Raw genomic sequence first — 13,426 nt, 5'->3', positions numbered from 1 at the left:
TTTGTAACGCGAACCATCCGAGCGACGAAATGCCGGGTAACCCACTGGCAATTGCAGTCGGGATCGGTTCGGGCGTGGATGATGGGGATCGAAAACATGAATGGTGGCAAGTCGAAGCGTGTGCGCATCGCGCTCAGCGCGTTTGCGATCGGCGCACTCGGTGCCGGAGTGCTGGTAGCAGCACCCTGGTCTGCGTCGGAAACGAGTGTCGAGGCCTCCGTCGAGCTGGTCTCGACATCGACCTGCTACGACATGGTGAGCATCGCCATCGGCGGACGCGGCGACACCCCACGCGAGGGCGTCAAGTGGCTGACCAAGCCCGACGGCACCCGCCTCCCCGCAGCGATGTCCGGTGACTACTCGAGCGACTGGATCGACCAGGCCGTGCGAGCTCCGAACAACGGCAACGTGGTTCCCGACTCCTACGCCGCGGTCTACGTCGAGTACCCGGCCGACCTCGCGAGCTACGAGAACGCCGTGCAGACGGGCGTCACCAACTCGCAGACCATCATGAAGGAAATCTCCGCGTCCTGCCCCAAGACTCGCTTCGCCATCGTCGGCTACAGCGAAGGCGCAGACGTTGCTCGCCGCACCGCCATGGAGATCGGCAACCAGGCCGTTCCCGAGGACGGCAAGTACGGCATCATCGACCCCTCGCAGGTCGTCGGCGTCGTCATCTTCGCCGACGCGGGACGCGTCGCAGGAGAGGGACCGTTCCCCGGTGCCGAGAACCCGTTCAGTAACCCGGACGGTTTCGACACCAAGTACCAGAACGGCAACAACGCCATCCCCGGACAGGGTGCATTGCCGGGAACGTCGGGCGGCTTCGGCGCACTCGACGGACGCGTCGCGTCCTTCTGCTCCGACGGTGACCTGACCTGCGCACTGCCCGCCAACACGTCGCTGATTCACCTGGCCGCCAACGTCGGTCGACAGGTCAACGCCGATGCGCTGCAGAACGAGAACCTCACCCCGGCCACCGGAGCCGACCTGGCTCTGGCACTGGGACGCATCGCAGTCAACGCCTTCAACGACATTGCGTCGCAGCCCAATTGGATGCAGAGCGACGAGACCTTCCTCGACGTACTGATCAAGGTGTCCGAGCCCAACTACAAGCCCGGCACCGCAACGACCCCCGTCTCGGCCAAGGTCGACGGTGAAGAGCCGATCGAGACCGGCCAGATGGTCGACATGGTGTACCTGCCGCAGAAGATCTTCAAGGAGATCACCGGGTTCATCTCGTCCAACCAGAACACGATCCCGGTCATCATGAACGATCCCTACGGCCTGACCCTCGGGCCCGGCTCGGGACACCACTTCGACTACTGGCGCGACGCCGACGCCGCCAACGGCAAGCCACTGACCTCGGTCCAGTACGCCGCAGCCTGGCTGACCCAGCTGGCCGAGCAGGCCAACCGGGGCGAGCCGGTGAAGACCAAGGAAGTACAGGAGAAGGCAGGCCGCGCAGCAATCCAGGCCATCGCCGCCACACCCGAGACCACCACCTCGGCAACGGCAACTCCGACGGCAACGACGCCGGCACCGGTCACCACCAGCCCCGCTGCGCCGGCCGCCCCCGTTGCGCCTGCTCCCGCCCCCGCGGCCGAGGTGCCGGCACCCGCACCGGCTCCCGCTGCCGAGCCTGCAGAACCGGCCTGCACGACTCCGGTCGAGGGTGAGCCACCCGTCGAGGGCGCACCGCCGGTATGCGTCACCGCGCCCGCCACGGAAACGCCGGTCACCCCCGAGGCCGCAGCTCCGACGACGACTGTCGCACCGACCCCGTAGGTGTGTGGAAACTCGTAGCCCACTACGAGTTTCCACGCACGACGGGTGAGCGACGCGCCAGCAGAACAGCGGCACCCGTCACCACAGCAAGAACCACGAGCCCGGCCACCGACAGCACCAGGTGGTCGGGCTCGCTTGTGCGTGAGATGACCGATTCATCCATGGAAAACGACGGTGTGTAGCCGGCGGACACCACGGTCACGGGCAGGGCCATGACGAACACCGCCGGCAGTGAGATCACCAGAGATCCGGGCGAGGTCGCCAGTGCGGAGACCAGAACATAGGCCGCAACGAGCGGCAGAGCGAACTGCGAGACGATCGGAATGTCGACGTAGTTCTCCGTCAGGCTCGTAGCAGCGATGACGAACAGGCCGCCCAGCCCGATGTACAGCTGCGGCCACCGGTAACCGATCCCGGCTCCCACTACCAACAGTGCTGCGCTCGCGCACAACCGAACGGCATCTCCCGCGGCGAAGCCGGAGGTGCCCAGGGCCGTCGCCGACACTGCGAACAGCACCAGCAGCAGGCATCCGTCGCGCCCAGGAAGTAGGAACGAGGCCAGCAGCGCGGCAGCCGTCATACCGACGAGAGCCCCGAGCCACTCGACGCTCCGCGTATCGGCATCTGCCGCAATCCAGCTCAGGACGCTTGCCACGACGGGCAGCGACAGGCCGACGAGCAGAATCCGCGGGGTCTCGGGTGGCTGCACCACCTCGTGGCGGCGTGCCAGGAACAACGTGACTGCCGCGGCCACTGCAGCGATCACCATGACGATCGCGCGCTCGGGCGCCACATCGTCCTCGGCACCGACCACATCCCAGACGAAGACGGGACCGTCGTTCGCCTGCATCAGCGCATCGAGCCAATAACCCAGCAGCCCGGCGCCCACAACCGAGACACCCAGGGCGGCCTGTGCACCACGGTGGTGTCCCGACAAGACCGCGGCCGCACCCAGCAGCACACCGGTGCCCACTGCAGCGGCCCAGTGCCCGAGTATGCCGGGCACCATTCCGACGGTCTGGAACACCACGACGAGCAGCGCTGCCATCGCCACGATGGTCGCAGTTGGCGCACTGACCCGGGCCACGGCGACCGCCGTCCCACAGGCAGCGACGGCAACGACTGTGAGCCCGTTGACAATCGACCAGAACGACCCGAATTCCGCAGTGCTGTTCACCAGCGACTCGACGGGGCCGATGTCACTGATGGCATAGCCGAGAACGAAACCGGCCAAGAGCATCGACAGTACTTTCATACTGCCGATCATGCCGTCAGCCGAATTTCACTCCCTGCGCCAGGGGCAGTTCGTTGGAATAGTTGACCGTGTTCGTCGCCCGGCGCATGTAGGCCTTCCATGCGTCCGAACCTGATTCGCGTCCGCCACCGGTTTCCTTCTCGCCGCCGAAAGCACCGCCGATCTCGGCACCGGAGGGACCGATGTTGACGTTCGCGATGCCGCAGTCCGATCCCGCAGCCGACAGAAAGCGTTCCGCTTCACGCAGGTCGGTAGTGAAGATCGACGACGAAAGTCCCTGCGGCACATCGTTGTGCAGGGCGATGGCCTCGTCGAGGGTGTCGTAGGTGAGCACGTACAGGATGGGCGCGAACGTTTCGTGCTTGACGATGTCGGTCTGGGCGGGCATCGTCACGATCGCGGGCTGCACGTAGTACGAATACTCGTCGACGACATTCACGCGCTCACCGCCGACCACCACCGTTCCGCCGTCGGACTTGGCGGCCTCGAGCGCCTTCTGATAGCCGGCGAACGCGCCCGCGTCGATGAGCGGACCCACCAAAGTGTCGCTCTCCAAGGGAGATCCGATGGACAGCGTCTCGTACGCCGCGGCCAACTTGGCCACCAGTTCGTCCGCAACCGAGGAATGCGCGATGACGCGTCGGAGCGAGGTGCACCGCTGACCGGCCGTACCCGCAGCCGAGAACACCAGCCCGCGCGTCGTGAGATCGAGGTCTGCCGACGGCGTCACGATCGCCGCGTTGTTGCCGCCGAGTTCGAGCAGCACGCGCCCGAATCGCTGCGCAACCCGCGGCGCAACAGCCTTGCCCATCCTGGTCGAACCGGTTGCCGACACCAGAGCAACACGCGAATCATCCACCAGCGCTTCACCGGACGCTCGGTCCCCGATCACCAACTGAGCGATCTTGGGATCGACACCTGCAGCGGCAGCAGCACGCTCGAACAGAGCCTGCACGCCGACGGCAGTCAGCGGGGTCTTCTCCGACGGCTTCCAGATCACGGTGTCGCCCGCCACCAACGCCAACGCCGTGTTCCAACTCCACACCGCGACAGGGAAATTGAACGCCGTGATGACGCCGACGACACCGAGCGGATGCCACTGCTCCATCATGCGATGCCCGGGGCGTTCGGTGGCAATGGTGTTGCCGTACAGCTGACGTGACAGGCCGACGGCGAAGTCGCAGATGTCGATCATCTCCTGCACTTCCCCGAGCCCCTCGGAGACGATCTTTCCGGCCTCGATGGAGACCAGGGCGCCGAGGTCCTCCTTGTGCGTACGCAGCAGTTCCCCGAGTTCTCGGATCACCTGACCCCGCGCCGGTGCCGGCACCTGCGACCACGAGACGAACGCCGCAGCTGCGTCCGCGATGACACCGTCGACGTCTGCGGCAGAGGCCGATGCCAGCGACGCCAAATTTCCGCCGGTGATCGGCGATCTCGCGGTGATCGCGTCGGGACCGGCCGGCACGTCGAGCGCGATCGTCGCACCCAGCCGGTCGAGAATGGCGCGCGTACGCACACTCAGCTCGTCGTGGGTGATGGATGCAGACATGCGCGTACACCTTCCGTGGAGAGAATCGAACCGTCGGACATAAGCCTACCGACGGGGGTTACAACAGTATTATTTCCTGCCCAATGGTCTTGCTTACGGAATATTAACGCGTATGTTCGTCATCATGACGCAAGTATTACAGCGCACCGGAGTGCCCATCGACGCCTCGACCGCCCGCGGCGTGATCGGTGAACACCTATTGGCCGACGGTTTCGAGCTGGTCCTGGACCTGGACGCCTCCACCGGGTCCACCCTGGTCGACGCCCGAGACGGCACCCGCTACCTGGATCTGTTCACCTTCTTCGCGTCCAATGCCCTGGGTATGAACCACCCCGCCCTGACCGACGATCCGGATTTCCGGGCCGACCTGCTGCAGGCGGCGATGAACAAACCCAGCAACTCCGACATCTACACCGTGCCGATGGCACGCTTCGTCGACACGTTCGCCCGGGTGCTGGGCGATGCTCGGCTACCGCACCTGTTCTTCGTCGAGGGCGGTGCATTGGCAGTGGAGAACGCATTGAAGGTGGCATTCGACTGGAAGTCCCGGTGGAACGAGCGCAAGGGCATCGATCCGTCCCTGGGCTCGCAGGTGATGCACTTCGAGCACGCATTCCACGGGCGCTCCGGGTACACGATGTCCCTCACCAACACCGACCCGAACAAGGTCGCACGCTTCCCGAAATTCGACTGGCCCCGAATTCCGTCCCCGTTCATCAGATCCGACGCGAACATGGACGAGCTCGAAGACGCATCGTTGACGGCCGCGCGGCTGGCCTTCGAAGCCAATCCGCACGACATCGCCTGCGCCATCATCGAACCCATCCAGGGCGAGGGCGGGGATCACCACTTCCGCCCCCGCTTCCTGCAGAAGCTGCGCGCACTCTGCCACGAGTTCGACGCACTGTTCGTCATGGACGAGGTGCAGACCGGAGCCGGAATGACCGGCACCGCATGGGCTTTCCAGCAGCTCGACGTCGTCCCGGATGTGGTCGCCTTCGGTAAGAAGGTCCAGGTCTGCGGCGTGATGGCGGGCGGTCGCGTCGACGACATCGACGACCACGTGTTCGCGGTCAGCTCCAGAATCAACTCGACGTGGGGTGGCAGCCTCACCGACATGGTGCGGTCGCGTAAAATATTGGAGGTCGTCGAAGCCGAGAACCTCATCGAACGCGCCGGCCGACTCGGAACAGTGCTGCTGAAGCAGTTGCAGGAGTTGGCAACTCGACATGCGATGGTCACCGAGGTTCGTGGACGCGGACTCATGTGCGCCTTCTCCCTGCCCGACGCTACGACCCGCGACCGAGTGATCGAACTGTTGCGCACCGAGGAGCACGTACTCGCGTTGGGCTGCGGCGACGCGGCAGTGCGATTCCGGCCGGCACTGACGGTCACCGAAGCCGAACTGACACAGGCAATCGAGTCCATCGATCGGGTGTTGAATCGGCTCTGACCCACCGCGTCAGGTAATCCTTGACATCAGCCGCAGCCTTCTGTCAGGATAAACCTGACACAGGAGGTGGATCATGGATCCGATCGAGCTGGCCGCCGAGGCCGACATCACTGCGGCAACACGGGCGGTCGTGACGGCCGCAGCCACCGAGGCCGGTCGCATTGCCGACGAGATCATCGGCACCGGCCCACTGCCGGGCACACCGGAATGGGAGGCAGAGCAGTCGACCGACCTGCCTGCACGACGGAGCCTCGCGTGGCATCTGTTGAGTCTTCGTGTGCAACTGGCGGCGGGGCTCGACGGCATCGAAACCGTTGTGGTGCTGCGCGTTCAGGGTGCGACGTGGGCGATCATCGGCCAGGCGGTCGGCATGTCTCGTCAATCGGCGCACGAGCGGTGGGGTGCCCGCGCGGCGGCGATTCTCGATCCCGTCGGCGATGGGCAGCCCGACATCGTTCCGAACGACAGTCCGGCGTGACTCACCGCAGCACGGTCGCTGCCGCGGCTGCGACGGCGTCGGCCGCTCGCTGCAGTGCAGGCGACGACAGCGACCACTGCTGCCAGTACAGCTGAACGTCTTCGATGCCGTCGGCGTCGAAGCACGTCAGCGAGTCACAGTCCTGGAGGTCCGGGATCATTCCCCAGCCGAAGCCGAGTTCCACCGCCCGGGCGTAGTCCGAGGACGCCGGAACGAGGTGCCGGGGCGGAGTATGCGAATCGACGCCTCGGTGCCGTAAGTAGTTGTCCTGCAATCGGTCGTCGGCGTCGAACACCACCACCGGCGCGGTGCTCAATGCCTCGGTCGTCGCACCGGAGCCGAACCATCGTTCGATGAACCTTTCGGTGGCAGACGGCCGGTAGCGCATGGCACCGAGGGATCGGACAGTACATCCACGGACCGGTTCGGACACCGATGTGATTGCGGCAGAGACGATTCCGTCGTGCAGCAACTGGGCCGTGCGGTCCTGGTCCTGGCGATGCAGATCGAAGGTCGTCGTACCGGCGAGTGGCGCGAGCGCAGGCAGCACCCACGTCGCCATCGAATCGGCATTGACGGCAATCGAAATGGGGGCCGAGACGCCGTCGTCGTTGAGCTCGGCCCTCGTCTGATCCGTCAGCGTATCGATCTGACGAGCCAGGCGTAATACCGCCGCACCCGATTGGGTGGCCACCACCGGTTTCGTCCGCTGCACAAGAGTGCGCCCCAACGACGCTTCGAGCGACTTGATTCTCTGACTCACTGCCGAGGGGGTCACATGCAATGCACGTGCGGCGGCCTCGAATGTGCCACCGTCGACGACTGCTTTCAACGCTCCGAGCTGCTCGATCTCCACAATATGAAGCTACACTTACCGATGGTGAAAAACATTCGCTGGCTCTAATGCTGGCCGACTCCTAGCGTGAACAGCATGACCTCGCTTGCCGCAGCACAATCGACGTTGACCGGATTGGGAGTCGGCCTGTCCCTCATCGTCGCCATCGGTGCGCAGAACGCGTTCGTCCTGCGCAAGGGCCTGCAACGCACGCATGTGCTGCCGGTGGTTGCGGTATGCGCGCTGTCCGACGCCGTGCTCATCGTCGCCGGGGTGGCGGGCATCGGCGTCCTCGTGGACCGGTTTCCGCTGGCGCTACGCGTCGTCACCGTGCTCGGAGCGCTGTTCCTCTTCGTCTACGGAGTGATGGCGCTGAACCGCGCCCGCACCCCAGCGGCGATGACCACCGACGGCGGCGGTGGGGGCTCGCTGATCGCCGCTGTCGCAACGTGTCTCGCGTTGACGTGGCTCAACCCGCACGTCTACCTCGATACCGTCGTATTTCTCGGGTCCATCGGTAACCGGCAGCCGGGCGAGCTTCGGTGGTGGTTCGCCCTCGGTGCCGTGCTGGGCAGCGTGCTCTGGTTCACCGCTCTCGGATACGGATCGCGCGTGCTCAGCCCCCTGTTCGCGCGGCCGACGGCGTGGCGGGTCCTCGATCTCGGTATCGGAATCATGATGCTCACCCTGGCCGCGCTGCTGTTGTTTGGCTGAGTCTGCCGCGCCGACGGAGCGCGAGCAGTGAGCTGAGTGTCCACAATTCTCGATCGCGGCCCTCATTCCGATTTCGCATCCACAGAATGGACACGCAGCCCACCACCCGATACGAAGGACCCATGGCACAGCTGACGACGTTCCCGGAGCCCGATTCCTCCTTGTCCGATCCCGCCGACCTGTTCGTCGAGTACCTCCGCTTCTACCGCGGTGAGCTCGCCCGGCGGATCGCCGCGTTGAGTGACGACGCGCTGGCCACGTCGGCTGTGCCGTCGCAGTGGACTCCCCTCGAGATGCTCATCCATCTTGTGTACATGGAACAGCGCTGGTTCGTCTGGGGGTTCCTCGGGCGCGCCGTCGACGATCCGTGGGGGGACAAGAAGGACGGATCCTGGCATGTGCCGACCGACGTGCCGGCGGCGGCATTGCTCGCGCGCCTCGACGACGGCGCTCGACTGACCGAGCAGGTGCTGCGGTCTCATCGCATGGACGACGTGGCCACCCTGGGTGGACGATTCACCGAAGAACAGCCCACCCTGATCTGGATCTGCTTTCATGTACTGCAGGAATACGCCCGCCATCTCGGCCACCTCGACGTCGCCGTCGAACTGACCGGCGGGCCCACAGGCGAGGGGCCGCAATGAGAATCAACATCACCAGTGTGTTCGTCGACGATCAAGACAAGGCACTGGCGTTCTACACCGACGTACTGGGCTTCGTGGTCAAGCACGACATTCCCATGGGCGGAACAGATCGCTGGCTCACGGTCGTATCTCCTCAGGAGCCGGAGGGCACCGAGCTACTGCTCGAGCCCAGCGGCCATCCGGCAACCGGCCCGTTCAAGACGGCACTGTTCACCGACGGCATTCCGTTCACCCAGTTCGCCGTCGAAGACGTTGCAGCCGAACACGATCAGCTTGTCGGACTGGGTGTCAGGTTCACTCAGGAGCCCACCGAGATGGGCCCGGTGATCACCGCCGTGTTCGACGACACCTGCGGCAACCTGATTCAGATCATCGCTCCGGTGAGCTGACCGGTCACACGTTCGCGTACAGATCGACGGTGGTGCCGTCGGGATCGTGCACGACGGCATAACGCTGCCCCCAGAACGCATCCCACGGCTGCAGGTGCCCTGTGTACCCCGCGTCGGTCACTGCGGCCCACGCGGCATCGACTCCGGCGGCCGTGCCGCAGTCGAATGCCAGCGCGACGCGGTGGCCTCCGCTGGGCGCGGTCCACGTCGGATCGAACGAGGTGATCGTCCAGGGTAGGTCGAACAACAACCGAACCCCACCGAGGTCGACCTCCACATGTTGCTCGGCATCGGCCTCGGCCGGAATGTCCAGTCCCAGAACGCGGTAGAACGCCAATGCAACTGCCATATCGGCGACGACGATTTCGATTCCTGCCAGACGTGGTTTCACCCGGACAAGGGTAGCCACGTCAGCCCCAGTTCGCGGCATTTGTCAGGCAGAACGGATGCCCGGCCGGATCCAACAGCACACGCCAGGTCTCACCCGGTTGCTCGTCGGGCACAGTTGCCCCCAACTGCACTGCGGCTGTCGCGGCCGCATCCAGATCGTCGACCGCGAGATCGAAGTGAAACTGTTTGCTGCCCTTCGTGTTCGGCCACTCCGGCCGCTGATAATTCTCCACGCGTCCGAATCCGAGCGCGCTGGAGGGCCCCTGCAGCATCGCGTAATCCTTCTCCGCGTGGACGACGGTCCAGCCGAGTAGCGCAGACCAGAACGTCGCGCTGGCCTCGGGATCTCCGCAGTCCAGCGTGACCATCTTCAGGGTTGCCACGGGTGCATCGTTCATGGTGTTTCTCCTCGACAGCGTCGATCGTTTCTCGAAGGTGTCGGACCAGACTCCTACACTGACGCCCGTGCCGGATAGGAAAAATGCGACAGCCACCCACGCCGGTGTCCTGCGGCCGGATCAGCTGGCGCAGTATGTCGACCTGGTCCGGCTGCCGTGTGCGGCGTCGTTGGAACCGTGGGTCGAGAACTACTGGCAACTTCGGTGGGATCTGCCGTCGGGCATCTCGTATCGCAGCTCGACCCTGCCCCACCCGGCATGCACGCTCAGCGTCGAGCACGGCTGGACCCGCGCCGGCGTCACCGAGCCGGTGGTCGTGACCGGAGTGCTGACCCGACGGTTCGACGTCGAACTCGCCGATTCCGGGTGGGTGTTCGGCGTCAAGTTCCGACCCGGCGGCTACGCGAGCTTCACCGGAACCGTGGCCCGAACTCTGCGAGACGTCCCAGTAGCTCCGCCCACCCCGTTCCGGCTGGAGACCGTCGCCGCGTTGACGCGACTGGACTCACAGCACGATGCCGACCACTGCCGAACCGTCGTCGACGCGGTTCTCGAGCCCTACGCCCACGATGTCGAGCCGGAGTACGAGATCGTCTTGGATGTCATCGGCACGATGCTCGGTGATCGGACGCTGATACGCGTCGGCCAGGTGGAGGACAGATGTGGCATCGGGACTCGTCGGCTACAGCGGTTGTTCGAGCGTTATGTCGGTGCGACGCCCAAGTGGGTTCTGGGCCGATATCGGATTCACGACGCCCTCAGTGATCTCGACAACGGATACAGCGGGTCGCTGGCGGAACTGGCCGCGCGGTACGGATGGTTCGACCAGGCGCATTTCACCCGCGAGTTCACCGAACTGGTCGGTGTGTCTCCCGGTACGTATCAACTGTGAGTAACACCTTCGTCACGCAATGCGACTTTTGCCGATTCGTTTGGCACAGTATCCCGCGGTGCTCGGTAGCACCCGGTGGGCAACCGCAGCACAGAGGAAGAGTGGGCTTCAACGCATGATCAACATTCTCGTCGCCGGTGGAATCGCATTGGCGGTCTCGATTCTGTTGACGCCATTTCTCATCGCGCTGTTCACCCGGCAGGGCTTCGGCCAGGAGATTCGCGTCGAAGGCCCGGCGAGCCACCAAGCCAAGCGAGGTACGCCGACGATGGGCGGCGTCGCGATCATCGTGGGTCTGTGGGCCGGTTACCTCGGTTCCCACCTCGTGGCGATGGGAGGCGACGGGCCGTCGGCATCGGCGCTGTTGATCCTCGGTCTCGCGACCGCCCTCGGCATCGTCGGTTTCCTCGACGACTACATCAAGCTCCGGATGAAGCGAAGCCTCGGCCTCAAAGCCACCGGAAAATACGTCGGGCAGATCAGTGCCGCGGTGATCTTCGCGGTTCTGGCTCTGCAGTTTCGCAACGGCAACGGGCTGACGCCGGGCAACGTCGAACTGTCACTGGTGCGTCAGTCGACGTTCTTCACGATGGCTCCGATCGTCTTCGTGCTGTTCTGTGTGTTTCTCGTCGTTGCCTGGTCCAATGCCGTCAACCTCACCGACGGGCTCGACGGGTTGGCGGCGGGCTCGATGACCCTCGTCCTCGGCGCCTACACGGTGATGACGTTCTGGCAGTACCGGCAATCGTGCGCCACCAATTCGGTGGCCGGGTGCTACCAGGTGCGTGATCCCCTCGACCTCGCTGTCGTGTGCGCGGCGGCCGCGGGAGCGTGCATCGGATTCCTGTGGTGGAACGCGGCACCGGCCAAGATCTTCATGGGCGACACCGGCTCCCTGGCACTCGGTGGTCTGCTCGCCGGCCTGTCGGTCGTCAGCAAGACCGAGCTGATCGCGGTTGTCTTCGGAGCCCTCTTCGTCGCCGAGAGCGCGTCGGTGGTCATCCAGGTCGCGTCCTTCAAGTCCACCGGCAAGCGGCCGTTCCGGATGGCACCGATCCACCATCACTTCGAGCTGGGTGGCTGGGCGGAAACAACCGTCATCATCCGACTGTGGCTGTTCGCGGCCATCGCGTCGGCGCTGGGGCTCGGATTGTTCTACAGCGAATTCCTCGCGGCCGTCGGCTGACCTCTACGATTCCGATATGACCGACGAACTGTCTCCGCTGGCCAAGGTCGATGCTCTCGCCGCCGAACTCGAGACCCTCGATGCTCGACGCGTCGCCATCGGAGTCGAACTCGTCAACCTTCAATTCGGACTCGACGGAAACGCAAAGATCCGCGCCACCGAGGTCTTTCACAGCGACTACCTGGGCAGGCTGTTCACGTTGGTCGACGAACTGCGCACGGACGAGTAGGGCTCGCTAGAGCGCATCCGGGTCCGATCGCGACACCGCAGTCAACCGAAAATCCCTCAGCGACAACGTCCATGCCGCCACCGCGGCCAGCACGGCACCGCCGACCGGAAACACCGTCCACGGACTGCCGATGATCGGGGTGAAGGTCGACTCCGGCTCACCGCGAGAGATGTACGACGTATCGGTGCTGTACAGGTCCGATACATACGTGTCCGAGAAGTACGTGTCTGCAGTGTGAATGTCCATCGAAGTCCAGCCGTAGTCGGATGCTGGAGTCGTTGGCTCGTCACCCGAGTCCACGAACATCAACGTGGGGAGCAATGGAGCCGCGGTGTCCGCCTCCGACCGCTGCGGCGGCCAGTGGGTCCACGCGAAGGCGCTGCCCGCTCCCAACGCCGCACCGACGACGATCAGCAACGCGAACAGGTGGGCGGAACTGTACCGACGGTCTCTGACGACGCGCATTCCGGAATCGACGAGAAACCACGCCACCACCAGAGCCAGAGCCACTCCGGCGGCAACGAGATACAGCGACACAGGGAACCAGCTCGGTCGCAGATGTGCCGTCCCAGGAGTGTCCGGCGGTTCGGTGATCGCAACGTGCCACACCACTGCGGCCGCAGTCCCTGTGGCCGCGCCGACGCCCCCAAGCACTGCGACGAGCGATCTGCCGGATGGTCTGTCCACGCGCGAGACTCTACCGGCCAGTCGGTCTCTTGACCTGAAGCATTGTTCAGGTTCTACCGTTCGATGCATGACGACACAGCGCCCCATGCAACCACCCGACAAGCAACCCATCGGCTTCTGGACCGTCCGCGCCGGGGAGGCCGTCCGCGCTCGAACGCGCGGAGTGCTCCGCGACATCGGCATCACCCAGGCCGAATGGTGGCTCCTGCATCAGATTTCACTGCATCCCGCTGGTGCCGATCGAGCGAAGACGATCGACACGATCGGACACAACGACACGCCCGAAGCGATCGTCGACGCAATCGACTCCGCTACCGAGAAGGGTTTGATCATCGAATCCGATTCACGCCTGAAGTTCACACCGGAAGGTCAGCAACGATTTGCCCGCGGCGTGGACATTCAACGAATGCTGCAGGACGAACGCATGCAGGGAATCAGTCAGGACGATTTCGCGACCACCATCCGCGTCCTGCAACGAACCATCGAGAACGTCGGCGGCGACGCATGGCACTGGTAGGGCAGTCGCCCGGAAACGA

Annotated in this window: 16 protein-coding genes; 10 read left to right on the top strand and 6 right to left on the bottom strand. The window is 64.6% G+C overall.

Features of this window, described 5'->3' with window-relative positions:
• The first annotated feature begins 81 nt into the window (after positions 1-81).
• Complete coding sequence (locus tag J2X62_RS09275; RefSeq protein WP_371832718.1) at positions 82-1,788, top strand: cutinase family protein; 1,707 nt, start codon at positions 82-84, stop codon at positions 1,786-1,788.
• A 22-nt stretch (positions 1,789-1,810) separates the two neighbouring features.
• Here J2X62_RS09275 and J2X62_RS09270 read toward each other — a convergent pair whose 3' ends face one another.
• Together J2X62_RS09270 and J2X62_RS09265 are read right to left on the bottom strand one after the other, a co-directional pair.
• Positions 1,811-3,043: a hypothetical protein gene (locus J2X62_RS09270; protein WP_152530362.1), complete on the bottom strand. Its 1,233-nt coding sequence runs from the start codon at positions 3,041-3,043 to the stop codon at positions 1,811-1,813.
• A gap of 16 nt (positions 3,044-3,059) precedes the next feature.
• On the bottom strand, positions 3,060-4,595 hold the full coding sequence (locus J2X62_RS09265; protein ID WP_057473178.1) for an aldehyde dehydrogenase family protein: 1,536 nt from the start codon (positions 4,593-4,595) through the stop codon (positions 3,060-3,062).
• Positions 4,596-4,752: 157 nt separating this feature from the next.
• Here J2X62_RS09265 and lat point away from each other — a divergent pair, with 157 nt between their 5' ends.
• A complete protein-coding gene (lat, locus tag J2X62_RS09260; protein WP_161631828.1) occupies positions 4,753-6,048 on the top strand; it encodes an L-lysine 6-transaminase in 1,296 nt (431 codons plus the stop codon).
• Positions 6,049-6,121: 73 nt separating this feature from the next.
• Positions 6,122-6,526, top strand: a complete 405-nt coding sequence (locus J2X62_RS09255; protein ID WP_027494931.1) for a hypothetical protein — start codon at positions 6,122-6,124, stop codon at positions 6,524-6,526.
• Position 6,527: 1 nt separating this feature from the next.
• Here the strand turns inward: J2X62_RS09255 and J2X62_RS09250 are convergent, their stop codons facing one another.
• On the bottom strand, positions 6,528-7,382 hold the full coding sequence (locus tag J2X62_RS09250) for a LysR family transcriptional regulator ArgP (RefSeq protein WP_371832713.1): 855 nt from the start codon (positions 7,380-7,382) through the stop codon (positions 6,528-6,530).
• A gap of 75 nt (positions 7,383-7,457) precedes the next feature.
• Between J2X62_RS09250 and J2X62_RS09245 the strand changes: the two genes are divergently transcribed.
• From J2X62_RS09245 to J2X62_RS09235, 3 genes are all read left to right on the top strand, one after another.
• A complete protein-coding gene (locus tag J2X62_RS09245; RefSeq protein WP_032400921.1) occupies positions 7,458-8,075 on the top strand; it encodes a LysE/ArgO family amino acid transporter in 618 nt (205 codons plus the stop codon).
• A 122-nt stretch (positions 8,076-8,197) separates the two neighbouring features.
• Positions 8,198-8,719: a DUF664 domain-containing protein gene (locus J2X62_RS09240; protein WP_032381985.1), complete on the top strand. Its 522-nt coding sequence runs from the start codon at positions 8,198-8,200 to the stop codon at positions 8,717-8,719.
• Positions 8,716-9,108, top strand: coding sequence for a VOC family protein (locus tag J2X62_RS09235; RefSeq protein WP_222069314.1), 393 nt, complete (start codon positions 8,716-8,718; stop codon positions 9,106-9,108). Before J2X62_RS09240 ends, J2X62_RS09235 begins: the two co-directional genes overlap by 4 nt.
• 4 nt (positions 9,109-9,112) lie before the next feature.
• Here the strand turns inward: J2X62_RS09235 and J2X62_RS09230 are convergent, their stop codons facing one another.
• Entirely contained in the window at positions 9,113-9,499 is a 387-nt protein-coding gene (locus J2X62_RS09230; protein ID WP_310179866.1) for a VOC family protein, read from the bottom strand.
• 19 nt (positions 9,500-9,518) lie between these two features.
• The gene (locus J2X62_RS09225; protein ID WP_032371440.1) at positions 9,519-9,896 is read right to left on the bottom strand and encodes a VOC family protein; all 378 of its coding nucleotides are present in this window, start codon (positions 9,894-9,896) and stop codon (positions 9,519-9,521) included.
• Positions 9,897-9,963: 67 nt separating this feature from the next.
• On the opposite strand from J2X62_RS09225, the gene J2X62_RS09220 reads away from it, so the two are divergent.
• The 3 genes from J2X62_RS09220 to J2X62_RS09210 all read left to right on the top strand — a co-directional run bounded on the left by J2X62_RS09220 (position 9,964) and on the right by J2X62_RS09210 (position 12,203).
• Positions 9,964-10,788, top strand: a complete 825-nt coding sequence (locus J2X62_RS09220; protein ID WP_230074833.1) for a helix-turn-helix transcriptional regulator — start codon at positions 9,964-9,966, stop codon at positions 10,786-10,788.
• A gap of 115 nt (positions 10,789-10,903) precedes the next feature.
• Positions 10,904-11,974, top strand: a complete 1,071-nt coding sequence (mraY, locus tag J2X62_RS09215) for a phospho-N-acetylmuramoyl-pentapeptide-transferase (RefSeq protein ID WP_027494939.1) — start codon at positions 10,904-10,906, stop codon at positions 11,972-11,974.
• Between the two features lie 16 nt (positions 11,975-11,990).
• Positions 11,991-12,203 carry a hypothetical protein gene (locus J2X62_RS09210; RefSeq protein WP_027494940.1) on the top strand — a complete coding sequence of 71 codons (213 nt, stop codon included), beginning with the start codon at positions 11,991-11,993 and terminating at the stop codon, positions 12,201-12,203.
• Between the two features lie 6 nt (positions 12,204-12,209).
• On the opposite strand, the gene J2X62_RS09205 is transcribed toward J2X62_RS09210, so the two are convergent.
• Positions 12,210-12,890, bottom strand: a complete 681-nt coding sequence (locus J2X62_RS09205) for a hypothetical protein (RefSeq protein WP_310179862.1) — start codon at positions 12,888-12,890, stop codon at positions 12,210-12,212.
• A gap of 67 nt (positions 12,891-12,957) precedes the next feature.
• On the opposite strand from J2X62_RS09205, the gene J2X62_RS09200 reads away from it, so the two are divergent.
• Positions 12,958-13,407, top strand: coding sequence for a MarR family winged helix-turn-helix transcriptional regulator (locus J2X62_RS09200; protein ID WP_032389476.1), 450 nt, complete (start codon positions 12,958-12,960; stop codon positions 13,405-13,407).
• Positions 13,408-13,426: the final 19 nt, after the last annotated feature.

Source organism: Rhodococcus sp. 3258, from assembly GCF_031456475.1.
In the GTDB taxonomy this organism is placed as follows: Bacteria; Actinomycetota; Actinomycetes; order Mycobacteriales; family Mycobacteriaceae; genus Rhodococcoides; species Rhodococcoides fascians.
This window is presented reverse-complemented; position numbering and strand designations above follow the sequence as displayed.